16 protein-coding genes, 2 rRNA genes and 2 pseudogenes (1 of these 20 only partly in view) are annotated in these 24,922 nt (G+C 57.9%); 7 read left to right on the top strand and 13 right to left on the bottom strand.

Translation table 11 applies throughout. The annotated features are described in order from the left end of the window. Position 1: 1 nt before the first annotated feature. Positions 2 to 1,276: a beta-ketoacyl-[acyl-carrier-protein] synthase family protein gene (locus tag ACXX9E_RS09155; RefSeq protein ID WP_322375099.1), complete on the bottom strand. Its 1,275-nt coding sequence runs from the start codon at positions 1,274 to 1,276 to the stop codon at positions 2 to 4. A gap of 8 nt (positions 1,277 to 1,284) precedes the next feature. Next, the gene (locus tag ACXX9E_RS09150; protein ID WP_123464410.1) at positions 1,285 to 1,854 is read right to left on the bottom strand and encodes an acyl carrier protein; all 570 of its coding nucleotides are present in this window, start codon (positions 1,852 to 1,854) and stop codon (positions 1,285 to 1,287) included. 524 nt (positions 1,855 to 2,378) lie between these two features. On the opposite strand from ACXX9E_RS09150, the gene ACXX9E_RS09145 reads away from it, so the two are divergent. Beyond that, positions 2,379 to 2,723 carry a cupin domain-containing protein gene (locus tag ACXX9E_RS09145; RefSeq protein WP_003177747.1) on the top strand — a complete coding sequence of 115 codons (345 nt, stop codon included), beginning with the start codon at positions 2,379 to 2,381 and terminating at the stop codon, positions 2,721 to 2,723. Positions 2,724 to 2,966: 243 nt separating this feature from the next. Here the strand turns inward: ACXX9E_RS09145 and mmsB are convergent, their stop codons facing one another. Both mmsB and ACXX9E_RS09135 read right to left on the bottom strand, forming a co-directional pair. Continuing rightward, complete coding sequence (gene mmsB, locus ACXX9E_RS09140; protein ID WP_128614874.1) at positions 2,967 to 3,854, bottom strand: 3-hydroxyisobutyrate dehydrogenase; 888 nt, start codon at positions 3,852 to 3,854, stop codon at positions 2,967 to 2,969. A 9-nt stretch (positions 3,855 to 3,863) separates the two neighbouring features. After that, positions 3,864 to 5,390 carry a CoA-acylating methylmalonate-semialdehyde dehydrogenase gene (locus ACXX9E_RS09135; RefSeq protein ID WP_123464406.1) on the bottom strand — a complete coding sequence of 509 codons (1,527 nt, stop codon included), beginning with the start codon at positions 5,388 to 5,390 and terminating at the stop codon, positions 3,864 to 3,866. 149 nt (positions 5,391 to 5,539) lie between these two features. Here ACXX9E_RS09135 and ACXX9E_RS09130 point away from each other — a divergent pair, with 149 nt between their 5' ends. After that, positions 5,540 to 6,487 (top strand): LysR family transcriptional regulator, encoded by a 948-nt coding sequence (locus ACXX9E_RS09130; RefSeq protein WP_458555321.1) that lies wholly within the window; start codon positions 5,540 to 5,542, stop codon positions 6,485 to 6,487. Positions 6,488 to 6,989: 502 nt separating this feature from the next. After that, positions 6,990 to 7,871 (top strand): hypothetical protein, encoded by an 882-nt coding sequence (locus tag ACXX9E_RS09125; RefSeq protein WP_458555320.1) that lies wholly within the window; start codon positions 6,990 to 6,992, stop codon positions 7,869 to 7,871. A gap of 141 nt (positions 7,872 to 8,012) precedes the next feature. Here the strand turns inward: ACXX9E_RS09125 and ACXX9E_RS09120 are convergent, their stop codons facing one another. Then, positions 8,013 to 8,420 (bottom strand): hypothetical protein, encoded by a 408-nt coding sequence (locus tag ACXX9E_RS09120; RefSeq protein WP_458555319.1) that lies wholly within the window; start codon positions 8,418 to 8,420, stop codon positions 8,013 to 8,015. 21 nt (positions 8,421 to 8,441) lie between these two features. Here ACXX9E_RS09120 and ACXX9E_RS09115 point away from each other — a divergent pair. From ACXX9E_RS09115 to ACXX9E_RS09100, 4 genes and pseudogenes are all read left to right on the top strand, one after another. Beyond that, positions 8,442 to 8,945: pseudogene (locus tag ACXX9E_RS09115) on the top strand (S-type pyocin domain-containing protein); the annotation flags it as partial. Positions 8,946 to 8,955: 10 nt separating this feature from the next. After that, positions 8,956 to 9,312: a DUF6572 domain-containing protein gene (locus tag ACXX9E_RS09110; protein WP_123464399.1), complete on the top strand. Its 357-nt coding sequence runs from the start codon at positions 8,956 to 8,958 to the stop codon at positions 9,310 to 9,312. A gap of 129 nt (positions 9,313 to 9,441) precedes the next feature. Further along, on the top strand, positions 9,442 to 9,873 hold the full coding sequence (locus ACXX9E_RS09105) for a bacteriocin immunity protein (RefSeq protein WP_458555318.1): 432 nt from the start codon (positions 9,442 to 9,444) through the stop codon (positions 9,871 to 9,873). A gap of 113 nt (positions 9,874 to 9,986) precedes the next feature. Next, positions 9,987 to 10,124: pseudogene (locus tag ACXX9E_RS09100) on the top strand (LysR family transcriptional regulator); the annotation flags it as partial. Here the strand turns inward: ACXX9E_RS09100 and yfiB are convergent. The 8 genes from yfiB to ACXX9E_RS09060 form a co-directional block, all read right to left on the bottom strand. Continuing rightward, complete coding sequence (gene yfiB, locus ACXX9E_RS09095; protein WP_476243824.1) at positions 10,121 to 10,615, bottom strand: outer membrane lipoprotein YfiB; 495 nt, start codon at positions 10,613 to 10,615, stop codon at positions 10,121 to 10,123. The pseudogene ACXX9E_RS09100 and the gene yfiB overlap by 4 nt on opposite strands. Before the next feature lie 4 nt (positions 10,616 to 10,619). Then, positions 10,620 to 11,888 carry a diguanylate cyclase DgcN/YfiN gene (gene dgcN / locus ACXX9E_RS09090; RefSeq protein WP_128614354.1) on the bottom strand — a complete coding sequence of 423 codons (1,269 nt, stop codon included), beginning with the start codon at positions 11,886 to 11,888 and terminating at the stop codon, positions 10,620 to 10,622. Beyond that, positions 11,885 to 12,460 carry a regulatory sequestration protein YfiR gene (yfiR, locus tag ACXX9E_RS09085; RefSeq protein ID WP_128614355.1) on the bottom strand — a complete coding sequence of 192 codons (576 nt, stop codon included), beginning with the start codon at positions 12,458 to 12,460 and terminating at the stop codon, positions 11,885 to 11,887. Before yfiR ends, dgcN begins: the two co-directional genes overlap by 4 nt. A 118-nt stretch (positions 12,461 to 12,578) precedes the next feature. Continuing rightward, positions 12,579 to 14,687 (bottom strand): exodeoxyribonuclease V subunit alpha, encoded by a 2,109-nt coding sequence (gene recD, locus ACXX9E_RS09080; RefSeq protein ID WP_123464392.1) that lies wholly within the window; start codon positions 14,685 to 14,687, stop codon positions 12,579 to 12,581. After that, positions 14,684 to 18,373, bottom strand: a complete 3,690-nt coding sequence (recB, locus tag ACXX9E_RS09075) for an exodeoxyribonuclease V subunit beta (protein WP_458555317.1) — start codon at positions 18,371 to 18,373, stop codon at positions 14,684 to 14,686. The genes recD and recB overlap by 4 nt, the downstream gene beginning before the upstream one ends. Continuing rightward, positions 18,370 to 21,822 carry an exodeoxyribonuclease V subunit gamma gene (gene recC / locus ACXX9E_RS09070; protein WP_458555316.1) on the bottom strand — a complete coding sequence of 1,151 codons (3,453 nt, stop codon included), beginning with the start codon at positions 21,820 to 21,822 and terminating at the stop codon, positions 18,370 to 18,372. The genes recB and recC overlap by 4 nt, the downstream gene beginning before the upstream one ends. Positions 21,823 to 21,975: 153 nt before the next feature. Continuing rightward, positions 21,976 to 22,091: ribosomal RNA gene (rrf, locus tag ACXX9E_RS09065) — 5S ribosomal RNA — on the bottom strand. Positions 22,092 to 22,241: 150 nt separating this feature from the next. Continuing rightward, positions 22,242 to 24,922 (bottom strand): 23S ribosomal RNA (locus tag ACXX9E_RS09060) (it continues 213 nt past the right edge of the window).

Here is a 24,922-nt window from a genome sequence, read left to right as displayed (position 1 = left end):
GTCATGCCCTCCCCAGAACCAGCGAGCTGTTGATGCCGCCGAAGCCGAACGAATTGGACATCACCACGCTGATCGGCTGCCGCGCCGGTTCGCTCAGGAATTTCAGCGACGGGTATTCGCTACGCTCATGCTGATAGTTCAGGGTTGGCAGCAGCACCCCCTCGCGCAGACTGATCAGCGACAGCACCGCTTCGATCGCACCGCTGCCGGCCAGAGAGTGGCCGATGGCGGACTTGTTCGCGGTGAAGGTCATGAAGTCCTGGCATCCACCGAACAACCGTTGCAGCGCCAGCGCTTCACAACTGTCGTTGGCCTGAGTGGAGGTGCCGTGGGTGTTGACGTGTTGCACGGCACTGCGCAGCAGCCCGGCATCTTCGATTGCAGCTTCCATGCATTCCTCGTATTTGCTGCCGTCGCGGCTACTGGACGTCATCTTCTGGGCCTCGCAGACATTTGCGTAACCCAGCACCCGCCCCAGTGGCGCGGCCTTGCGCCGCTGGGCGTGCGCGGCGGATTCAAGCACGACCATCGCCGAACCTTCGCTGAGTACAAAACCACTGCGGTCCGGCATGAACGGGCGACTTTGCTCACTCGCAGGCAGATCGGCCTGACACAGCGCCCCAAGGCTGTTGAACATGTAATAAGGCAATTCGTTGGCCATCAGTTCGACGGCGCCGCAAAGAGCCACGTCGATCTCGCCGCGCTCGATGGCCCGGTAAGCACTGCCGATGGCCATGGTGCCGGCGGCGCAGGCATCGGAGTGAGTGGAGATGTGATCGCGGATACCGAGCCGGTCGGCCAGATGCTGGGTCTGTTGGTCGACCCGCCGCACGAACCTCGCGCTCGACGGGGCCGGGTTGTCCAGCAGCTGATCGAGGTCAACGCGGCCGGCCGGGTCCATGCAACGGCTGACCCGCTGCAAGTCATGGCTGTCGGCACAGTACTTGTTGGCCCCCAGAAACAGGCCGCTGCGACTGTGGGCAAAATCCGCCGGCGTCAGACCGGCATGTTCCAGTGCCTGACGGGCCACGTACTCGGCCAGCACGCTTTGCCGTGGGTGCAGCGCCACGTTGCCGCCGAAACCCGCGCCGATCTGCTGCCACTGCGCGTCGTCGATAAACCCCGCTGCGCTGTTGGCAAAACCCAGCGCCTTGAACCGGGGATGTTCGCGGACACAGGATTGCTTCCGGCAAATCCGCTCGAACAACGTGGCAGCGTCCAGCGCCATGGGCGCAACCAGACCGAACCCGCTCACATAGACTTCTCGTGCCCGCATGAGAACTCCTACACCGTCTCTTTGACGTGAGTGGCGACAAACTGCTCGACCAGTTGACGGGACACTTCGTCACCATCCGCCGGCACCAGACGTGCACTGCACGCACCACAGACCACTTGCTGACGCTCGTTGAGCACGGCCTGGTGAGCGCCGCAATCCGGGCAGGAGGCCGGCAGGTAGTTGAAGAGGTTGCGGCACTGGTTGGCCCAGTTGCGCACGGTGGTCGCGGCGAAGACCTGAGCTGGCTGCATGCCAGCCTTCAGTTGATCCGGGGTGTAAGCACTCAGGCTTTGCTCGAGCAGGGCCTTGCCGCTTTCGGTGATACGGCCGCTGGCGAGAAATTCGCTGGCGTCGCCGCACACCGCCACGGCGTGGTCCAGTACGCTGGTTTTTGGCAGCGTGCAGCCGTACTGGCGGCCCAGCTGGAAACTCAGGTCGACGATGTCGAGCGAGTCGGCACCGAGGTCTTCGACGATACTGCTGTGTTCATCAATTTCATCGGCGCCCATCACCAACAGCTGAGCGAGGATTTCGCGAGTGCTGGCAATGACATGTTCCAAGTCCAATGGATTGTTCATTTCTATCTCCCTATATGTCGTGACTACTTCATGATTTCGGCTTATGAGAAGTAACTTTTCCCACAGCAACTTCTTACGCGGCGGCAATCTAAACTCTACCCTTAAGGGGAGAGTCAACGAACTATTCAAGGTTTTTTTACAACTTGGGAAAAGCGTACGAAGTCCCGCAACCACCGCGCCCCATTGGTGCAGAGCAGCATGACGAGCGACATATTTACTTAACAAAGACGGGGTATGGTGAAGCGCCCGCGCCCTCATGCGAAAGAAGTCTCGAGAACAACTTAACGAGGTGGCACTGACGTAAGAAAAGAAAAATACCGGAGAAGTAAATTAGTTATAACTTCATAACCTTTGTCCTGGATCAATACTGCTGTTAATTGAGTTCACAGGAAGGTTTATTCAGGTTGTGAGTAAAACCTGAGGCAGCGTTTATGGATAACTGAATGTCGAGCACAGACATCTGACGTAGAGCGTGGCGCTATACGGTGCTGCTTCCGTTTCATCGCCTTGTCTGGAGCCGACACATGACCGCCCCCATCACCGTTCTGCGCGACACCCACCCGCTGCCGGTACTCGATGCCTGCAAATGGGAAAAACTCGAAGGCGACCCACACACCGTCAACCTCAACGCCTACACCAGCGAAGACGGCAGCAAGATCATGGGCACCTGGATTTGCACACCGGGCAAGTGGCGCGTCGATTACGTGAAGTGGGAGTACTGCCATTTCCAGGAAGGCTACTGCGTGATCACCCCGGATGGCATGGCGCCGATCCACTTGCGTGCTGGCGACATCTTTGTGGTAGAGCCGGGGATGAAAGGCACGTGGGAAGTGGTCGAGACCGTGCGCAAGTATTTCGTGTTCGCCTGATGCAAAAAAGCCGGGAGATCACCCGACGTGATTTCCCGGCAACACCTGCTGCATTCTGACTGACGCCATGGTTGTGGCGCCTGTGAAATTTTGTGGCGAGGGGATTTATCCCCGCTCGGCTGCGCAGCAGTCGCCAAACCTGAATAGCCGATTTGACTGACAGTACGCAGGGGATCGCCTTGCGACCCAGCGGGGATAAATCCCCTCGCCACAAAGCGCCCTCACCACAAAAGCCGCGGCAAACTATTGCGGTTTACGATAGCTGTTAATGATCGCCGAGAAGTCCTTGCCGCCCTCGCCGCGCTGACTCATCGCCTGATACAACTGCTGCGCCACCGCGCCGAGCATGACCGGTTGGTGCGCCTGACGCGCCGCTTCGGTCGCCAGCCCCAGATCCTTGAGCATCAGTTCGGCACCAAACCCACCGGTATACCCGCGCGAGGCCGGTGCCGTTTCGACGATGCCCGGCCAAGGGTTGTACATTTCCGAACTCCAGCAACGCCCGGTCGAGCTGTTGATGATCCCGGCCAGCACCGAGGTGTCGATCCCCAGTGCATCGCCCAGCGCCATCGCTTCACTGACGCCGACCATCGAGATGGCCAGCAGCAGGTTGTTGCAGATCTTGGCGATCTGCCCGGTGCCGACTTCACCGCAATGCACAATGTTGCGACCCATCTGCGCCAGCACCGGTTGCAGGGTGGCGAACAGCTCCGGCGTGGCGCCGACCATAAAGGTCAGCGTGCCAGCCGTCGCACCACCGGTGCCGCCGGAGACCGGCGCGTCAGCCATTGCCACGCCTTGTTTGGCTGCGGCAGCGGCGACATCGCGGGCGGTCTGCGGATCAATGGTGCTGCAATCCACCGCCGGTACGCCTTTGCCGATACCGGCAAGCACACCATCCTCACCGAGCCAGACGCTGCGTACATGCACAGCGGCCGGCAGCATGGTGATCACCAGTTCGGCATCCTCGGCGGCTTCCCGCGCCGAAGCGCGAATGCTGCCGCCCAGTTGTTCGAGTTCCGCCAGCACGGTCTTGTTCAGGTCGACCAGGTTCAGCGAGTGGCCGGCCTTGATCAGGTTGCGCGCCATCGGCGCGCCCATGTTGCCCAGCCCGATAAATGCGATTTTCATGGCCAGTCCTCAGCGCAGGTTGATGGTGGTGTTGACGCCGTCGTTGACGCTGTCGTCATCGAACCAGCGCGCCGTGACCGTTTTGGTCTGGGTGTAGAACTGCACCACTTGCTTGCCGTACGGTCCGAGGTCGCCAAGTTTCGAACCGCGCGAACCGGTGAAACTGAAGAATGGCACCGGCACTGGAATCGGGATGTTGATGCCGACCTGGCCGACGTCGATTTCACTCTGGAATTTGCGCGCCGCTGCACCGCTCTGGGTGAACAGACCCGTGCCGTTGCCGAACGGGTTGGCGTTGACCAGCGCAATGGCCTGATCGAGGGTGTCGACTTCCAGCACCACCAGTACCGGGCCGAAGATTTCCTGGGTGTAGATCTGCATGTCAGTCTTCACCCCCGAGAACAGGGTCGGGCCGACGAAATTGCCTTGCTCGTAGCCCGGCACCTTGATGTCGCGACCGTCCAGTTCCAGCTTGGCGCCTTCCTTGATGCCGCTTTCGATCAGCTCGAGAATCCGCGCCTTGGCTTTCTTCGAGATCACCGGGCCGACATCGGTGCCCGGCTCACTGCCGGCGTTGACCTTGAGTTTCTGCGCCAGCGCTTTCAGGTCCGGCAGCCATTGTTTCGCCGCACCGACCAGCACCACCACCGAGGTGGCCATGCAACGTTGCCCGGCCGCACCGAAACCGGCGCCGACCAGCGCATTCAGCGCTTGTTCGCGATTGGCATCCGGCAGTACCACGGCGTGGTTCTTCGCGCCCATCATCGACTGCACGCGTTTGCCGTGCTTGCCGGCCAGGTCATAGACGTGGGTACCGACCGCGGTCGAACCGACGAACGATACCGCTTTGATGTCCTTGTGGGTGCACAAGGCATCGACCACATCCTTGCCGCCGTGCACCACATTGAGCACGCCGGCCGGAACGCCGGCCTCGATCGCCAGCTCGACCAGCAGCATGGTCGACAGCGGATCCTGTTCCGAAGGTTTCAAGACGAAGGTGTTACCGCAGGCGATAGCCATCGGGAACATCCACAGCGGAATCATCGCCGGGAAGTTGAACGGGGTGATGCCGGCGCACACGCCGATTGGCTGACGCAAGGTGTAGGTATCGACGCCGCCGGCAACGTTTTCGGCGAACTCGCCCATTTGCAGAGTGCCGATGGAGCACGCGTGCTCGACCACTTCCAGGCCACGGAAAATATCACCCTCGGCATCGGCAATGGTCTTGCCCTGCTCGGCACTCAGGACGACGGCGATGCGTTTGGAATGCTCACGAATCAGCGCCTGCAGTTTGAGCATGATGCGCATGCGTGCACCGATCGGCGTCAGTTTCCAGGTCTGGAACGCGCGGTGTGCGGCACTGATGGCGGCATCGACTTCAGCCGCGGTGGCGAACGGCACTTTGGCCAGCACTTGCTGGGTCGCCGGGTTGACGATGTCGTGCCACTCGGTGGTCTGCGATTCGACCCACTCGCCGTCGATCAGCAGCTTGACCTTCTGGACCGTGGTTTCATTGGGCGTAAGCGATGCGTTCATGCTGGTCTCCGAAACTTGTTTTTATCGTAGGAGCCAAGGCGAAAGGTTCGCCTTGAGATGAGGCGTGTGTCACGAATTGGTTGTCGGACTGTTTTTGGAGTATAGATGTGCAAACTTCTAATAAGAACGCACATATAAGCCCGTCCATCATGCAAAAAAACATCACCTCACTCGGTTCCCTGAATTGGGACGACCTCAAGTTTTTCCTCGAAGTCGCCCGCACCCGCAAGGCCAGCACTGCGGCCAAGCGCCTGGCGGTCGACTACACCACGGTGTCGCGGCGCATCAGTTCGCTGGAAGCCGCATTGGGTACGCTGCTGTTCGAAAAATCGCGCACCAGCGGTTTTGTGCTGACCGCCGAAGGCCAGCGGCTGCTGGGGTATGCCGAGTCGATTGAAAGCACGCTGCACATGGCTTGCGAGCAGGTGTCCGGTTCCGGCGTGGCGCTGTCGGGGCACGTACGCATGGGCTGCACCGAAGGTTTCGGCAGCTTTTTCATCACCCCGCAGCTGAGCCACTTCGTCGACGCCTACCCGGCGATCTCGGTGGACATCCTGCCGCTGCCGCACTTCATCAGCCTGTCCAAACGCGAAGCCGACATCGTCATCGCCCTGGAGCGCCCGGAGCACGGGCCGTACGTGTGCTGCAAACTCTGCGACTACCGCTTGCAGCTCTATGCGACCCAGGACTACCTCGACAAACACCCACCGATCCGCCGCCCGGCAGACTTGGGCAAGCATCAATTCATCAGTTATGTGGATGACCTGGCGTTCAGCTCGGAGCTGCTGTACCTGGCAAATGTGCTGCCCGGCGCCAGCGCCCATCTGCGCAGCACCAGCGTGATCGCGCAATTCGTCGCGGCGCAGCAAGGGCGTTCACTGGCGATTCTGCCGTGCTTCCTCGCCGCGCAGGATCCACGCCTGTTGCCGGTGCTGCCCGAAGAGATCGACATCACCCGGCAGTTCTGGATGTACTGCCGGGAGGATCTGCGCAAGTTGAAGCGGATTACCTTGTTGTGGGACTACATCCGTGAGGTGACGGAGCTGAATGGCCCGTTGTTGCTGGGCGAAACGCGAGATCTTCGGTTTGCAGATTGAGAATCTACAAGGAGTAAGAGAGACCCACCCTAACGACCTCATCAGGCTCTTGGCAACGACTTGTGACAGGGGTTGTGACACCACTTGTGACAGTCGAGATAGTTCTTACAGTGGCGCACATGGGCGCGATACTCATGCGCGAGGGCCCACGGGGGAACCTGTCCGGGAATGAATCAATGAGGTGATGTCTTAGAAATTTCTGTCAAAATCCCTTAAAGGCCCCTCATGAAAATATGCAGAAAATCCACTGAATGCACAGGGGGGCACTGAGTTAAGCACTCATTTTCATTGCCATTGACCAACCAATTCCACTGAGTCTGATCACCTTGCGCTATCGGGTTGGACATTACTTGAACAATGGGCAGCCGTTGGAGCGGAGAAAATTAAGTTTAAAACCTTTGTTAAAACTGAAAACACTGGTGATCAGTTGACGACTCAACGCAAAACCTCAAAGTTATGTCATTATGCCTCTACTTTTGATAATGGAATATGGAGAGGAAAAATGCGCAAAGCTTTCAATACGTTAGGCCTGCTGCTAATGCTCTGGGGCGGGACTGCTGTTGGGGCATCACCTGCGGTTCCTGTTGGCAAAAGCGCTGGGGGCGAAAACGAAAGCCAATTAGTGATTGAGTTGAAGACAGAGACCTTACAGCTAAAAGAACAAAACAAGCTATTACGTGAATATCAAGGTTCAATGCTCTCGACGGTTTACTGGTCTCTTGGTGTTATAGCGACTATCGTTGCATTGCTCATGGGCTACAGCATATTTACAAACTTCAAATTTTACGACCAAGACAAACAACGACTTAAAACGGAAATCCAATCATTCATCGACAAGTCTCAGGCTGAGTTGATCACACGGGTCCAGCAGGAGCGATTAGAGTCCGAGAGGGTTGTCGAGCTGAAGAACGAGAACACTTTAAGCACCTTTTTGAGTCAGAACTCCGAACTTCAAGCCAGACTCGATACAGCCCGAACAGAACTATCCAACGAAATAAAGTCACTTACAAACCAAGTCATAAAACTTCCAGTCGAACTTGAAAACATTAAAAATTACGCACTTCGATCAGAAGTAGAAATTCGCACTATCGAAGGAATGGTTTGGGAATTGCGAGGCGTGCACTCGAATACACTATTAGCTCAAATTGAGGGAATTAAAGCAGCCTGCGCATCCAGTTCATCCGTCAAACTAAAGTACGCGCTTGAGCGAATGTCTGACACTTTAGACACCCACTTCATTACACCAGGAAAAACACTTACAGAAAACGTTTTCACCTGGGGCACTGAGGCTCTTGACATGGCAACAGTCTTTTATCCGAGTGAAGTAACAGAGGTTAGAAATAAATTAAACAGGGTAAAGCCGACAACCGAGAACATTGCATAACCCGGAAGACGCCCCCGTCAAAGTTAATCATCGAAACCACCTCTCGGTTGTAACCGTAAACCCATTGACTGCGGATGATGATTAACTTCAGGGGCTGAGCTTGGGCCGCGTATTGGCTTTTGATTGGGCCGAGGAAGCTGATCAGTAAACGCCTCGGTCTTTATCACTACGCTGGGCAACACGAGTCCATCGCTGTCGTTCTTTTTGAGCAGGACTCAGAGAACGTCGCGTCCCCTTCTTGAGCAACCTCAGGGCAGCTTGACGGTTGTCTTTTTCTCGTTCTACCAGATGGACCAATGTGTCCTGCACAGGCACACGTTCAAAACCAGATCCTTCAAGGTTCATCCAGCGTTTGACGATCAAGTTTGAAAGTTTGAATGAGTACCGAGACAGCAACGTAAACGTTAGTTCCTTGTCGAGGACGCTCAGTGGACGCGGCTCTCCCTTGGCATCCCGGTACCGCGTTTGAACGAATTTAACCGATTCAGATCCGAGCGCATTGACGTCCTCAGATTTGAGTGCGTCGATTAGATCTAATTCCACGAGCATCTTGGCGATGTCCCGAAGGATATTCCTGCACTTGAAGGTGCCCCACAGTTGCCATCTGCCTGGGTGTATCCGCCGACAGCACGGTCTGACACGGTGTTGGCAAACCCTGCACATCCTCCTGAGTTCCAGGATGCGATTATCTGGTTCCCTGACTCGGGCATTGAGCCACTCTACATTGTGTTCAGTACACAGTTGGAGAAGAACAAGGAGAAAGGCAAGGCCTTCGAAGACCAAAAGGAACGCGAGCTACGGGCAAACACACCGGAGGTGGGCAGAGAAGTGACAGCCAAGACCAAAAGCGGAGTGCGCACCAGGTTCGATATGCTAGGACGTGATGCTGACGGCAATATCTCCTGTATCGAATGCAAATCGTCAGAAACAGCGCCACTGACCCGCAACCAAAAACTAGCGTATCCAGAGATTGAAGAAAGCGGCGCTGTTGTCGTCGGCAAAGGGAAACCGGGCTTTCCCAGTGGAACAGTAATTCCACCAACCAGAGTCGAAATCGTTCGACCCAAGCCCTGAAGGAGCAGACATGTCCATCACGAATTCGCAGGTAATCGATATCTGGGCAATCCCTACTTGGGAGCCTGACAACGTAGTGTTGTATGTCTCTGACCACCTTGAATGGGGTGAAAAAGCTGAGCAAGGCGAGCACCTGCAATTGCTTCAAGACAAGCTCAACACCTACGTTGCATTCATCGAGAGCGGCGAGATCTACACCGAAATACCTAATGCACTCGGGAAGCACCCCATCATCCGCATCAACGGATTGTATGAGCTGCCAGAGCAAGGCGAGCTCTTTATTGATCGCGCTGCTGAGGTGCTGAAAGAGGTGGGTATCGGGCTAGAGTTTGTGCTTGATGAGAATGAGGCGATACGGGGCATGTAGGCATGACCCGAATGCTCGAAGAATGGCGTGCCGCTCTAGGCTTGCCGGGATTCAAAGAATAATCAATGGACTGTGAGAGAACATATAGGACTTCGCCCTGATTTAATGCCCCCGTCGCTGGATGAGTCTTTGGTCGCTCGGCTGACAGAACTGTCTGAACAAATTGATTGCGGACATCGAGAACAAACTCGGGAGCAATTGGCCGCTTTCAATCGGCAAGCCATGACCGAGCTTGAGTTCATCGACTTTCAAGGCATTTATGGAGGCCAGGACCATGACACATGGGTTCGCAAGGTCTTAGCAACACCGTTTGAACGGCGCGTGGCAGATGTAACGAAGCGTGAGCTTATAGAACTCACCCGAAGGGTGATGGAGTGCGATGGCGCCGAACATGAGATTGATTTTTGGTTGAGCATGCTGGCAATCAACATTCCCAATGAGCGCGTATCCGATTTGATTTTCTGGCCGAACGAATACTTCAACGATATAAATTATTCGCAGAGACTATCGCCAGAGCAAGTGATCGAAATCGCGTTGAATGATAGAGATGCTGTGCTGTAGCGACAGCCGGCACATAAAAAAGGATTGTCGACCGTGGTTTAACAAAAGGTCGAACTTCAAGAATACCGACGGCGGTTCCCCCCCGTAATCATTGAATGAACCTGAGCTCCTTGAAGTTCTGGATGCACCACCGGGCGGATCTCAGGAAGTTGAAGCGGATTACCCTGTTGTGGGATGACTTCCGCGAGGTGCCCCAGCGCAAAAAGGGTCTGCTGATGGGGCAAACTCGGGAGATGCGGTTCGCCGACTAGTCGGCGCTGACCACAATCGAGACCCGGCGGTTTTCCGTGCGACCGGCCACCGTATCGTTGGACGCCACAGGCTCTTTGCTGCCCAGGCCCTGCAGCTGGATGTTTTCTTGCTTCATGCCGACTGTGAGCAAGACGTTGGCGACACTTTTCGCACGACGCAGCGACAGTTGCTGGTTGTAGGCTTCCTTACCCGACGCATCGGTGTGGCCATCGACCCGCACCCGCTCGATGCCGACGCCCAGCAAGGCCTTGCCGATGCGCTCGACGATTTCCGTGCTCTGGCTGTTCAGGCTTTCGACGTCGCTGCCAAACAGCACCTTGCCGGACAGGCCAAACTCCCAGCCCTCATCGGTCAGCTCAAAGCCCTGTTGTTTGAGTACCGCGACTTGTGCCGGGGTCAGGCCTTTTTGCGGGGCGGTCTGGCAGCCGGTCAGGGCCAGTAGGGCCATCAGCAATACGGCGGAAAACAATCGAACGGGAAGTTTGAACACGGGATTAGCTCCTGGTTTGAATGGGATCGGCCGGGTGCTCCGACCCGGCCGTGAATTGGGCGCCACGTGACAGGCGCTTGGCCTGATACATCGCCGCGTCAGCGGCATTTAGCAGCGCACCGGGTGTAGCGCCATGGTCGGGATAAACCGCGATGCCGATACTGAGCGAAGTCACGACACTGGTTTCGCCCGGCAGCGCAATCGGCATGTCCATGCTGGCGAGGATCTTGTCGCCAATGCGCTCGGCGTCTTCGATCCTGTGCAGCGGAGTGAGCAACACGGCGAACTCGTCACCGCCCAGACGCGCGACCAGATCCTCTTCACGCAGTTGCGCGCGGACCCGGTTGGCGATCGCCACCAACACCGCGTCGCCGGCAGCATGACCGAAGTTGTCATTGATGCCTTTGAAGCGATCACTGTCGAGAAACAGCACGGCCACCCGCTCGTTGAGCTTGCCGGCATTGCGCAAGGCCCGAATCAGACGACCCTCGAAAAAGGCACGGTTCGGCAGGCCAGTGAGGCTGTCGTGGCTGGCCTGGTGGGCAAGGGTTTCATTTTCGCTTTGCAGGTGGCTTTGCCAGGATTCGAGTTCGCCGAGCAAAGCGTTGAAGTCATTGCCGAGGTTGTCCAGTTCGGCGATCTGCGCCGGCGGTACGCGGCGATCCAGTGCCCGTTCGCTGCGAGCGGCGTGAGCTACATCGGCGAGGCGGCGCAACGGGCCGGTGATCGCACGCAACTGTCGACGCGCCAGGTACAGCGCCACCCAGGCACTGATCGCGGTACACAGAAAAATCCCGGCCAGACCGCTCAACAGAAACCGCATCAGGCTGCCGCCGTGACCGGTGAGCAGAATATGACCGATCTCCCGATCCTGATGCATGATCGGCAGGTTGATCGGCCGCTCCAGTACGGCGCGGGCAATTTGCATTTCCAAACCGGAAAACAGACCGTTTTCCGGACGCTGCCAATGGGCGAGTAACTGGCCTTTCGCGTCCAGCACCTGAGCATCTGCCACCTCTTCGGTGGAGGCGATCAAGGCCAGCGCTTCGGTTGCGGCAGACTTGTCGTTGAAGACGACGGCCGCCTCGACGGTGTAACTGATCGAGCGGGCGATCAGGTGCAGGTTGTGGTCGGCGTAGACCCGCAACGCCAGCACGCCGAGAAAGGTCAGCGACACACTGGCCATCGCCACACCGACCAGCGCGACAATCAAATGCCCTCGGCCAATCACCGAACCCAGGGTTGGGCGGCTGCCAGGTTTGAACAACTTCATGGGGCCGCCGGTTTGCGGCGCGACAACTGGAGCACGCTGGGATGAATGCGCACGCCGCTGCGGGCAACGGAGTCGAGGTTGACCTCGAACGACACTTGCTCATCGCCCACCCGCAGGCAGAACAGGCTGCCGACCGTGCATTGGTCGCCGCCTTCGCTGATGCTCAGCACCGGATGGCCGATCAGCGAAGTGAACAGTCGGCTGCGTTCATCCGTGGTGAGTTTGCCGATGTACACCGCGTCGCATTCGCTGACGATGGCCGGGTTGTCTGCGAGCAGTCGCCTGACGACAACGGGACGGCCCGTGGCCTGGGTGGTGCCTTTGACCAGATCATCGGTGTATTCGGTGGGGCCGACGATGCACAGGCGCAACTGCGCAGGTTCCACCGGCCAGCGTGCGTAGCTGAGGATGCCAAGAACGACCTGAGTGACGGATTTTGCCCGTTGTTCAGCCATGCCCGTCGGCGCTTGCGTTTGCGCAACGGCAACGCCCGTCAACAACCAGAGCAGACCGACAAGCAACGCGTGCTTGCAGCCCGTTGCGCGCTCTGCCGCCCAGACAGACACCTTCATGCAGGGATTCTCTTGGACCGTACCGAAATGATGCCGCAACGATAGCACAGCAGGGAAACACCAGCGAGGCATCGACCCCTGACCGCTTGGTCAGTAATTCCAGCTAATCACCGCTACTTCATCGCCTAGCCTTACTGCCCTCCTCCAGCTCCAGCATCAATCCGCTCAGGCGTTTGACCTTGCGCTGCACCGCCTCTTCAAAGACCCCGGCACGCGGTTCGATCAGGGTGAACCAGTGCTTGGCACGCGTAATCCCGGTGTAGATCAGCTCCTTGGTCAGTACCGGATTCAGGGCATCCGGCAGGATCAACGCGGTATGGGCAAACTCCGAGCCCTGGGACTTGTGCACAGTCATGGCATACACGGTTTCAACATCGTTGAGCCGGCTTGGCAGCACGAAACGCACGCCGCCCTGGCCATCGTTGCGCGGGAACGCCACGCGCAGCACCGGTTTACCGGCATCCGGCCCCTCACGTTCGGGCAGCTTCAGGGCGATGCCGATGTCACCATTCATCAAGCCCAGTCCGTAATCGTTGCGGGTCATCAGGACGGGACGACCTTCGTACCATTGCTGGTCACTCTCGATCAGGCGCGCCTTGAGCAACGCCGCCGTGATGCGCTGGTTCAACCCTTCGATACCCCAGGGACCTTTACGCACCGCGCACAACAACTGGAAGGCATCGAACGCCTGCAAGACTTCACGGGCCCAGACGGTCCAGTCCGGATGCTCCAGTGGCCTGCCCGACGGCGGACGCTGATGGCGCAGCACACTCAGGTAATGTCGATAACCTTGTGGGCCATCGCCGTGACCTTCGAGCAGCAGGCGCTCCAGCTTGTGATCGTTTTCGCCGGCCAGGCGCAACGAAAACACATCGTCATAGTGCTTCGTTTGCAGCAACTCACGGGCCTCGTCCGGCAGTTGCTGATTGACCCGGCGGGCGAGCTGGCCAATGCCGCTGCCCTCGCCGAAACGCCGTGAGTGGCGCAACATCACCACTTGCTGTGCCAGCGGATGCGAGCCATCGACGTCTTCATGCAAACCGCTGCCCTGCAAGGACTCACCGCTGACCGCCTCCAGCCACTGCCGGGTCTGCGGGCTGTACCACCCGCCCTCGGCGTCGCGACACAGATCGCCGAGCACTGCACCGGCCTCCACCGAGGCCAGTTGATCCTTGTCACCCAACAACACCAGGCGCGCATGGGCGGGCAAGGCATCGAGCAGATTGGCCATCATTTCCAGGTCGATCATCGACGCTTCATCGACCACCAGCACATCCAGCGGCAAGCGGTTGCCGGCATGATGACGAAAGTGTCGGGTGCCGGGACGGCTGCCGAGCAAGCGGTGCACCGTGGTCACATCGCAGGGGATTTTCTCTCGCACCGCTTCGGCGACTTTCAGCGATTGCACCTGCTGACTGATCGACTCGGTCAAGCGTGCCGCTGCCTTGCCCGTCGGAGCGGCCAGTCGGATCCGCAGCGGGTGCCCGGCCTCCACTGCCGGCGCCTGAAGCAACGCGAGCAAGCGCACCACCGTAGTGGTCTTGCCGGTGCCCGGTCCGCCCGTGACGATGCTGAAAGCGCCGCGCGTTGCCAGGGCACAGGCGAGTTTCTGCCAGTCGATCATGTCGCCGGTTCCGGCGGATCCGAACAGCTCATCGAGTCGTTGCGGCAGATCAACCGGTGTCGCCTCAGCCTGGGCAAGACGCTGACGCAACGCCAGATCAATACGGCGCTCGTACGCCCAATAGCGCCGCAAGTACAAGCGTTTCGAAGACAGCACCAACGGCCGTTGCTGCGCTGATTCACCGCTGTCGGCAGCCAGTGCTACCAAGGGGCTGCCCGCCAGAACCTTGCACCAATGCGCGCCGTCGAGCGCTTCAAGCAATTGCGAGGGCAGCAACAGCACGCCACCTTGCACATCGCCTTCGGGCGGTAGCGACAGCGCAAAATCCGGCGCCTTGAGGGTTTCGAACAGATCCAGACAAACGTGACCATGACCAAGCTGATGACTGGTAAGTGCCGCCGCGAGCAGCACCAGTGGATCGGTATCTGGCTCCAGTTCATGCAGAAAGGCCACGAAGGCCTTATCCAGTGAGCGCAGCCAGCCGCGCTCGACCCAACGGGTGATCAGCAACAACAAATCATCGGCGCTGGTCAGCGGCGAGAGTGCGGACAGACTGTCGGCTGCCAGTGGCGTCGGCAAAAGATCGGCAAAGGTGCGGCTCATAGCAGGACTCCCTGTTCCCATGCGGGTTCGGCCTTGGGTTCGGGCTTGCCCTGGAACATTCGGTCAAGACGCTCGATCAGCTCCCGGGGTGGCCGCGCAAAATACACGCCGCGACTGGCAGCACGGGTACCGCGCAGGAACAGGTACACCGCGCCTCCCACATGCCGGTCGTAATCATAGTGGGGTAGCCGCGCCTTGAGCTGGCGATGCAAGGCCAGCAGGTACAAGACGTATTGCAGGTCGTAGCGATTGTCGAGAATCGACTGCTCCATGGCTTGCTCGGTGTAGGCGAGATCATCCACGCCCAGCCAGTTGGATTTGTAATCGGCCACGTAATAACGGCCTTCGTGTTCGAAGGTCAGGTCGATGAAGCCTTTGAACATGCCATTGAGCTGCACCGCTTCGGCGCCTACCCGGGCCACGCCCTTGTGGGTGTACTGGCGCACCAGCTCGTCGAGCTTGAGCACATCGACCTTGTGGCTGGCGAACCAGAATTCCATCTCGACCCGGTATTGTTGCAACTGCTCGAGAATGACCGGTGGCTGTTCACCGCCAATCGGTAGCGGGGATTTGAGCAGATGCTGCAACCAGTCGCTCAGGGTGGTGATCCAGCCCTCCCAGCCACGCAGGTTGCAGCGCCGCGCAATCGCGTCTTCCAGCGCCTCGCGGGCAACCGTAAATCCCTCATCCCCCGCCCATTCGAGCAAACCGTGGAGAAACGTCCCGGGATTGGGGCCACGCGGGAAGCGGTGAATGTCGGCACCACCGGCAATGATTTCTCGCGGGGCGTCAGGGTCGAGGCGTTCGTCATCGAACAGCTTTTGCGCTTGCGGACTGTCCGGCGCCTCGTCGCTACCGACACTCAGCACATCACTGATACGCAAGGCGCTGTAGGACGCAATCCACCAGTTTTCACTGGCCTTGCGTCTGGGCAACAGCGTGGCACTGAGGATGGCCTCATTACGCGGCGGCAGATAATGTTCGGCGGTGGCGTCGGGCATTTCACCGATGCTGATTGCCGGGCAGTCCTGTTGCAGGTCATGCAGCCAGCGGTTCAGTTGCGTCGATTCCCCCAGTAAAGCGCCGCCACCCAGCAAATAACCCAGCGCCGAAAGATGCAGCACGGAACTGTTGTTATTGCCGCGTTTGAGATCCGTCACGCCCAGCCAGCAGGCATGTTGTGCCCGGGTCAGGGCGACATAGAGCAGGCGCAAGTCTTCAGCCAGACGTTCCTCATCCGCTTGGGTAATTAGTTCGGCAGTGGGTTTGAGACTGACCTGGGCCTTGCCCGAGGCGTCGTGGTAATGCAGCGGCAACCGACTGCCATCCACCGGCTTCGCCGAGCAGATAAACGGCAGAAAGACCAACGGGTATTCAAGACCTTTCGACTTGTGAATGGTCACGACCTTGACCAGTTGCTCGTCACTTTCCAGACGCAGAATCTGCTCTTCACCGGCCTGACCGGACAATGCCAACAGCTCGGCCAGATGACGGATCAGCGCTTGCTCGCCATCCAGTTCGGCTGCGGCCTGCTGCATCAACTCCGACAAGTGCAAAAGGTTGGTCAGCACGCGCTCGCCATCACTGCGCGTCATCAGGATCTGCGGCAAATGGAAGTCGTGCAGCAGGCGCCGCAACATTGGCAGCACGCCTTGCTTGCGCCAGAGCTCGCGATAGCCACGGAACTGCATGACGCGGTTTTCCCAAACCAGTTCGTCCTGATTCAGACGCTCCAGTTCGGCCAACGGCAGATTTAACGTGATGCAGGCCAGCGCGGCTTTCAGCGAACGCTCGACATCAGGTTCGGCGCAGGCCTTGAGCCAGGACAACAGGTCGTGCGCCTCTTGCGCAGCGAATACCGAGTCCTTGTCGGACAGATAAACGCTACGCACACCACGAGCGGCGAGCTCGGCACGCACGGCCTGTGCCTCTTTGCCGTCACGAACGAGGATCGCAATGTCGGAAGGCCGTAAGCCCCTGAAGTCTTTGCCCTCCTGCACGAACCCGGCCTGAGCGGTTTGCCCGCCATTGAGCAGCGCGGTGATTTCACTGGCGCAGGCCGTCGCCAATTGCTGACGATACACCGCGCCCGACAGTGGCTGGTCGGTGGACAGGTGCCAGATATTCAACGCCGCGACACTCGCTCCGGCGATCTGTAGATGCTCTTTACGTCCCTGAGATTCGACCGGTTGAAACGGAACCGGATTTTCACCACTTTTCTCCCGGAACAGAAACGCACCACGCCCCAGCACCCGGGTTTCCGCACGCTCGAAGACATGGTTGACCGCCTGCACCATGCCATGACTGGAACGGAAGTTGGTACCCAGCGTATGCAGACGCCCCGTAGTGGCCTGCCGGGCGCGCAGATAGGTGTAGATGTCTGCACCGCGAAAAGCGTAAATCGCCTGCTTGGGATCGCCGATCAGAAACAGACCGGTGTCAGGGCTGTTCTCTTCAATGCGATAGATGCTCTCGAAGATTCGGTACTGCACCGGATCGGTGTCCTGGAACTCATCAATCAGTGCGACCGGAAACTGTTCGCGGATCAGCGTCGCCAGACGCTCGCCGCCCTCGGCCTGGAGCGCCGCATCAAGGCGCAGCAACATGTCGTCAAAGCCCATTTCGGCGCGGCGCCGCTTCTCTTCTTCGAAGCGCGCGCCGACCCATCGGGCTGCATGCTGCAGCACTGCGGCGTCGGGGGTCGGCAAGGCATCGAGACTCGATTTGAGATCCGACATCGCGTCCAGTCCCGGATGGCTCGGCGCCTGGCCTTTCCAGGCTTCGGCCATGCCGTCGGGGGTCAGCCGCGTGAAGCCGGTGCCGATGTCCAGCTGTTCCACGGACTCATCTTCGGCCCAGGCCTTGAGCTTCTCGAACCACGGTTCAAAATAACGTGCCTGCATCTTGCGGCCGTCGACGGTCTTGCTCGCGACGCCTTCATGACAGATGGCCAACAGCTCGTCCGCCCACTCACGCCAGGGCATTTTCAATTCAAGCAACGCAACCCGGCGTTCCTGCAAGCACTCGTCGATCAGCTCCGCCGGAGCCTTGCCTTCGTCGCTGTCGCGTGCACTGGCGAACAAGCCTCGTACACGAGGCAACAACGCCGCCGGCCCACCCCAATGACTGCGAACCCAGTTCAGCGCGTCGCCCTGCATCGGGTAGCAGAACAACCGCCAGTAATCGCGCAACACCTCTCCCAGCAATTCGCTGTGATCGGTTTCCAGCGATTGCGTAAACAGGCTGCCACTGTCGAACGCATGTTCCCGCAGCATGCGCTGACACCAGCTGTGGATGGTGGACACCGCGGCTTCGTCCATCCATTGCGCCGCGATATCGAGGCGGTTGGCGCATCCTGGCCATTGCTGCGGATCAAACTGATCGCGCAATTCGGCGATCAGTCCATCGGGCGCAGGTGTCTCGTCGCGGAAGAAGCGCGCGGCCTCGGCCAGACGCGTGCGAATCCGCTCGCGCAACTCTTTGGTTGCCGCGTCGGTGAAAGTCACCACAAGAATCTGCGGCGGCAACAGCTCGCGACTGAACCCGTTCGCCTCACCGCCGTGCCCCAGAATAAGCCGCAGATAGAGCGCAGAAATGGTGAAGGTTTTACCAGTGCCGGCGCTGGCTTCGATCAGTTGGCTACCGCGCAGCGGGAAGGCCAGTGCAAGAGGAGTCTTCGAACTCATGGGCGCGCCCCTTCACTGGCCAATGAACGCCAAGGCGCTTCAAACAGAGGTCGATACAAGACATCACACCAACCAGAGAAAGTCTCGTCGGTCAGCAATGCAACGAAGTCAGTGAATTGGCGAGACAGCGCAGGGCTTTCGCCGCGTTCGCCCTTGTTGTCCAGCCCATCGCCTTCGTAAGCTTTACGGGCAGCCGCCTCGGCTTTCAGCGGATCGGACTGGGATAACCAGGCGAACGCGGTCTTTACGGCGATCGGCAGAGGTTGTCGCATGCCCGCCTGCCAGGCCAGGAGCAGATCGGCGAGCAAGCGAGTGGCTCTGTCCTGATCCAGCGGCTCCAGCAGCAGCGTGTCGTCACTCGCCACCAATGCAGTGGTCAATGGAATTGCGCTGGCACAGGCCACGACGTGATTGACCCACGGTTTGGTCAACCGATGCCATTTGCGGCTTTTGATCGAGCCAATGCTGTTGGGAATGGTGGTGACCGACAAGACGCCACCATCGGCACGTTGATGCAATCCCGCAAGCCAGCCTTCCAGACGCACCCCCTGTAACTCCAGATTGACCGGTATTGCGCTGGTGAGCGGCGTAGGCCAGAGCGTCAGCAGTTGTTGATAGCGCTGCAGCAAGTCCGGAAGTGGCTCGATCAATTCGCGTTGCAGACACTCGCCAAAACCCGCCATTGGCAACAGTCCGCTGTTTTGCAGGCGCCGGGCCTGGGCTTCGAGCGCTTGATCGATATTGTCCGGCTGGCTAATCGCAGCTTCGAGCAGACTGTCGCTGAGCGTGTAGCGCTGCAGGGCGTCCAGTACGAAGGGTTCTTCGTCCGCCAGCGGTGCTTCAGCTGCTTCGAAATACACTTTGAGTCGCTGAGTGAAAAAGTGCCGAACCGGATTGCGCAGGAAATCCTGCAACAGCGCCAGACTCAACGGCTCCTCTTGGGTGTAGGGGGCGAGCAACTCGGTATCCTTTTGCAGCTCATGCTGCTGGTGCAACACCTGCCATTCGCTGGCATAGCTGAACAACGGGTCGCCTTCATGAAAGTAGCGCGCGCTGAATGGCTGCAAGGGATGCTCTTCAGTCATGGCGCCAAGTAGATCCTGGTTCTCGTCGGGCAATCGCCAACCGCTTGCGAGATGGTCGCGCAACTGGCCGATCAGGACTGAAGCGGGACGTTCACTGTTGTCGCGAATACTGCGACCAACCCAACTGATGTAGAGCTGATTGCGCGCAGACAAAAGCGCTTCCAGCAGAAGATAGCGATCATCCTCACGTCGGGAGCGATCACCCGGCCGGTAGTCACTGCCCATGAGATCGAAATCCAGTGGTGGTTGTGCGCGGGGGTAGTCCCCATCGTTCATCCCCAACAGGCAGACCAGTTTGAAAGGAATGGCCCGCATGGGCATCAACGTACAAAAATTCACTGCACCGGCCAGGAAACGTTGAGACAGGCGCCCCTGATCAAGCCCCGCCAGCCAGGCTTCACGAACGACGGTCAGCGGCAGGTCATCTGTCAGGCCTACGGCTCCACACGTCTCCAGCCAGGTTTCACGAAGCTCTTCCAGTTGGGTCAACAAGTAATCGTCGTGTTCGTTGCTGGCTTTGAAAAACACCTGCATCAACGCTTGCAGGCGCTGCCCCCAAGCCTTGGGTTGAGCGGGTTGCATAAGCGCCTGGTGAGCGAGCTCCAGCGCATCGAGCAAGGCTACCAAGGGCCCGATCAATGCCGCATCCAGGCCACCGATCTCGTCGTAGGGCTCGATACCGGCGCAGGCTTTGGCACTGCCGACGGCGTATCCCAGCAACATTCGGCGCAGACCGAAATGCCAGCTGTTCTGTTCCAGTTCCTGCGGTAACCCCAGGCCCGCGCGCTGCTCGGCGTTCATGCCCCAACGCACTCCGGCACCTTCGATCCAGCGATGCAATGTTGGCAGGTCACGCTCCTCCACACCGAAGCGGGCGCGCAGTGCAGGAACGTCAAGCAGGTCCAGGATCTCACTGACGGGGAAACGGCTGTCTGGCAGTTTGAGCAGATGTTCGACAGCGATCAGCAAAGGATCGCGTCCACGTTGCCCCTGATCCGCCAAGGTGAATGGTATGAACCGCGGATCGTGCCGATCCAGTTGACCAAACACCGCGCGAATGTGCGGCGCGTAGCTGTCGATATCCGGCACCATCACAATCACGTCTCGAGGGCGCAGATCCGGATTGGCACTGAAACGCGCCAATAGCTGATCGTGAAGAATCTCCACCTCACGTTGAGCACTGTGAGCAATGTGAAAACGGATCGACTTGTCTTGCGTCAGATCGACGGCGGGCCAAAGCTCGCGGGTTTCATTGAGCGGCCGTAATTCCAGGATATCGTCCTGAAGCTGGTTGAGCAGGTTATGTGGCCGGGTTTCGCTGAACAGGTCGATACGCCCGTCGCGAAAGGCCGCGCGATAGCTGTTGGGATCGTCATAGCTATCGAGCAGATTGATGTAGTCACGACCTTGCTTGCCCCACGCTGCCAGAAGCGGGTGAGCATGTTGATGCAGGGTTTCGGGATCCAGTACGACGGGCATACCGCTCTTGCGGGATTGTCGCTTGTATTGATGACGCAGCAAGTCTTTGTCCGCGACGATATCGGCCCAGTGGTGGCGGCAGGGATTATGCACACACAGCAGGACCTGACTGAAACGCGCGAGTCCGGCCAGTGCTTCAAGCACCTGGGCCGGCAGCGAAGAAATCCCGAAAACGATCACTCGCGGGGGTAAGCCGGCAGGCGCTTTCTCGAGCCTGTTTATACACTCGATGAATCGTTGATGTACGCCGGCCCGGCTTTGAGACATGCCCTGTTCACCAACATCATCCAATAACGCACGCCACAGTTCGGCCTGCCAGCAACTGGACGGCGGCAGCGGCTTCACCTCGCCTCTGACGTTACGCAACTGGTGCCGCCCTTCAGCCCAATCCTCAAGCCAGTCGGCACGATACACCTGATACTGGTCAAAGAGATCCGCGAGACGTTCGGACAGCTGATAGCGCTTGCGCAGGTCGGTGTCGTGGGTGAGGAAACGTTGTAGCGGTTCGAAATGCGGTCGATTGATGACCTGCGGCAACAGACGCATGAGCCGCCATGTCAGCGGGGCCTTGTCGAGCAGGGATTTGGCAGGAATTTCTTCCCGTCCCAACACCATGCGGTAGAGCTGCCACATGAAGCTGCCCGGCAATTGCACATCAATGGCAGCAGCAATCCCGCAGCCGCCGAGATCATCCTCCTCGGGATCTTCGGCCAAGGCCAGCTTCAGCCACTGAGCGATACCGTTGCTCTGCACCAGAGCAATTTCATTCTCCAAGGGTGCCAGCGGATAGCGCCGCATGATGCTGACCACAAGGCTGCGTAGCTCGTCCAGGCTGTTGCTCTGAACCACCATGAATGCAGCGTTGAGGGACTGGGCGTCCGGCATAGGGTTTCCTTGGAAAAGTACGAAAGCCAGGGCAGAACCTTAGCATTGTCGGCAGGTTGTGACAGCCGGACGGAGTCGGTGAATGCTGTACGAACTTTCCTGCAGGCAAAACAAAACCCCAACTGCTTTCGCAATTGGGGTTTCGGAATTTAATCTTGACGATGACCTACTCTCACATGGGGAAACCCCACACTACCATCGGCGATGCATCGTTTCACTTCTGAGTTCGGGATGGGATCAGGTGGTTCCAACGCTCTATGGTCGTCAAGAAATTCGGGTACTGACTCGCGACCATCTGGCCTCGCTTCAGCAAATCGGGTATGTGATACAGGTGTCTTGTGAGTTGCGCGAACTTTCGGTTCATTTCGTCTTCACACACCGCAATCTGGTCTCTTCGACGCAAATTGCTTGGGTGTTATATGGTCAAGCCTCACGGGCAATTAGTATTGGTTAGCTCAACGCCTCACAGCGCTTACACACCCAACCTATCAACGTCGTAGTCTTCGACGGCCCTTCAGGGAACTCAAGGTTCCAGTGAGATCTCATCTTGAGGCAAGTTTCCCGCTTAGATGCTTTCAGCGGTTATCTTTCCCGAACATAGCTACCCGGCAATGCCACTGGCGTGACAACCGGAACACCAGAGGTTCGTCCACTCCGGTCCTCTCGTACTAGGAGCAGCCCCTCTCAAATCTCAAACGTCCACGGCAGATAGGGACCGAACTGTCTCACGACGTTCTAAACCCAGCTCGCGTACCACTTTAAATGGCGAACAGCCATACCCTTGGGACCGGCTTCAGCCCCAGGATGTGATGAGCCGACATCGAGGTGCCAAACACCGCCGTCGATATGAACTCTTGGGCGGTATCAGCCTGTTATCCCCGGAGTACCTTTTATCCGTTGAGCGATGGCCCTTCCATACAGAACCACCGGATCACTAAGACCTACTTTCGTACCTGCTCGACGTGTCTGTCTCGCAGTCAAGCGCGCTTTTGCCTTTATACTCTACGACCGATTTCCGACCGGTCTGAGCGCACCTTCGTACTCCTCCGTTACTCTTTAGGAGGAGACCGCCCCAGTCAAACTACCCACCATACACTGTCCTCGATCCGGATAACGGACCTGAGTTAGAACCTCAAAGTTGCCAGGGTGGTATTTCAAGGATGGCTCCACGCGAACTGGCGTCCACGCTTCAAAGCCTCCCACCTATCCTACACAAGCAAATTCAAAGTCCAGTGCAAAGCTATAGTAAAGGTTCACGGGGTCTTTCCGTCTAGCCGCGGATACACTGCATCTTCACAGCGATTTCAATTTCACTGAGTCTCGGGTGGAGACAGCGCCGCCATCGTTACGCCATTCGTGCAGGTCGGAACTTACCCGACAAGGAATTTCGCTACCTTAGGACCGTTATAGTTACGGCCGCCGTTTACCGGGGCTTCGATCAAGAGCTTCGCGTTAGCTAACCCCATCAATTAACCTTCCGGCACCGGGCAGGCGTCACACCCTATACGTCCACTTTCGTGTTTGCAGAGTGCTGTGTTTTTAATAAACAGTCGCAGCGGCCTGGTATCTTCGACCGGCATGAGCTTACGGAGCAAGTCCTTCACCCTCACCGGCGCACCTTCTCCCGAAGTTACGGTGCCATTTTGCCTAGTTCCTTCACCCGAGTTCTCTCAAGCGCCTTGGTATTCTCTACCCAACCACCTGTGTCGGTTTGGGGTACGGTTCCTGATTATCTGAAGCTTAGAAGCTTTTCTTGGAAGCATGGCATCAACCACTTCGTCACCTGAAAGGTAACTCGTCATCAGCTCTCGGCCTTAGAATCCCGGATTTACCTAAGATTCCAGCCTACCACCTTAAACTTGGACAACCAACGCCAAGCTGGCCTAGCCTTCTCCGTCCCTCCATCGCAATAACCAGAAGTACAGGAATATTAACCTGTTTTCCATCGACTACGCTTTTCAGCCTCGCCTTAGGGACCGACTAACCCTGCGTCGATTAACGTTGCGCAGGAAACCTTGGTCTTTCGGCGTGGGTGTTTTTCACACCCATTGTCGTTACTCATGTCAGCATTCGCACTTCTGATACCTCCAGCAAGCTTCTCAACTCACCTTCACAGGCTTACAGAACGCTCCTCTACCGCATCATCCGAAGATGATACCCGTAGCTTCGGTGTATGGTTTGAGCCCCGTTACATCTTCCGCGCAGGCCGACTCGACTAGTGAGCTATTACGCTTTCTTTAAAGGGTGGCTGCTTCTAAGCCAACCTCCTAGCTGTCTAAGCCTTCCCACATCGTTTCCCACTTAACCATAACTTTGGGACCTTAGCTGACGGTCTGGGTTGTTTCCCTTTTCACGACGGACGTTAGCACCCGCCGTGTGTCTCCCATGCTCGGCACTTGTAGGTATTCGGAGTTTGCATCGGTTTGGTAAGTCGGGATGACCCCCTAGCCGAAACAGTGCTCTACCCCCTACAGTGATACATGAGGCGCTACCTAAATAGCTTTCGAGGAGAACCAGCTATCTCCGAGCTTGATTAGCCTTTCACTCCGATCCACAGGTCATCCGCTAACTTTTCAACGGTAGTCGGTTCGGTCCTCCAGTCAGTGTTACCTAACCTTCAACCTGCCCATGGATAGATCGCCCGGTTTCGGGTCTATTCCCAGCGACTAGACGCCCTATTAAGACTCGCTTTCGCTACGCCTCCCCTATTCGGTTAAGCTCGCCACTGAAAATAAGTCGCTGACCCATTATACAAAAGGTACGCAGTCACAGAACAAAGTCTGCTCCCACTGCTTGTACGCATACGGTTTCAGGATCTATTTCACTCCCCTCTCCGGGGTTCTTTTCGCCTTTCCCTCACGGTACTAGTTCACTATCGGTCAGTCAGTAGTATTTAGCCTTGGAGGATGGTCCCCCCATATTCAGACAAAGTTTCTCGTGCTCCGTCCTACTCGATTTCATGACTAAGAGATTTTCGCGTACAGGGCTATCACCCACTATGGCCGCACTTTCCAGAGCGTTCCGCTAATCTCAAAGCCACTTAAGGGCTAGTCCCCGTTCGCTCGCCACTACTAAGGGAATCTCGGTTGATTTCTTTTCC

The organism is Pseudomonas sp. GNP014 (assembly GCF_054344005.1).
Note: the sequence above shows the minus strand (reverse complement) of the source record. Positions and strands in the feature narration are given on the sequence as shown.

Excerpts from the sequence above, each read along its gene's own strand:
- ACXX9E_RS09155 (WP_322375099.1), bottom strand. The coding sequence starts at position 1,276 with ATGCGGGCACGAGAAGTCTATGTGAGCGGGTTCGGTCTGGTTGCGCCC.
- ACXX9E_RS09150 (WP_123464410.1), bottom strand. The coding sequence starts at position 1,854 with ATGAACAATCCATTGGACTTGGAACATGTCATTGCCAGCACTCGCGAA.
- ACXX9E_RS09145 (WP_003177747.1), top strand. The coding sequence starts at position 2,379 with ATGACCGCCCCCATCACCGTTCTGCGCGACACCCACCCGCTGCCGGTA.
- mmsB (WP_128614874.1), bottom strand. The coding sequence starts at position 3,854 with ATGAAAATCGCATTTATCGGGCTGGGCAACATGGGCGCGCCGATGGCG.
- ACXX9E_RS09135 (WP_123464406.1), bottom strand. The coding sequence starts at position 5,390 with ATGAACGCATCGCTTACGCCCAATGAAACCACGGTCCAGAAGGTCAAG.
- ACXX9E_RS09130 (WP_458555321.1), top strand. The coding sequence starts at position 5,540 with ATGCAAAAAAACATCACCTCACTCGGTTCCCTGAATTGGGACGACCTC.
- ACXX9E_RS09125 (WP_458555320.1), top strand. The coding sequence starts at position 6,990 with ATGCGCAAAGCTTTCAATACGTTAGGCCTGCTGCTAATGCTCTGGGGC.
- ACXX9E_RS09120 (WP_458555319.1), bottom strand. The coding sequence starts at position 8,420 with ATGCTCGTGGAATTAGATCTAATCGACGCACTCAAATCTGAGGACGTC.
- ACXX9E_RS09110 (WP_123464399.1), top strand. The coding sequence starts at position 8,956 with ATGTCCATCACGAATTCGCAGGTAATCGATATCTGGGCAATCCCTACT.
- dgcN (WP_128614354.1), bottom strand. The coding sequence starts at position 11,888 with ATGAAGTTGTTCAAACCTGGCAGCCGCCCAACCCTGGGTTCGGTGATT.
- yfiR (WP_128614355.1), bottom strand. The coding sequence starts at position 12,460 with ATGAAGGTGTCTGTCTGGGCGGCAGAGCGCGCAACGGGCTGCAAGCAC.
- recD (WP_123464392.1), bottom strand. The coding sequence starts at position 14,687 with ATGAGCCGCACCTTTGCCGATCTTTTGCCGACGCCACTGGCAGCCGAC.
- recB (WP_458555317.1), bottom strand. The coding sequence starts at position 18,373 with ATGAGTTCGAAGACTCCTCTTGCACTGGCCTTCCCGCTGCGCGGTAGC.
- recC (WP_458555316.1), bottom strand. The coding sequence starts at position 21,822 with ATGCCGGACGCCCAGTCCCTCAACGCTGCATTCATGGTGGTTCAGAGC.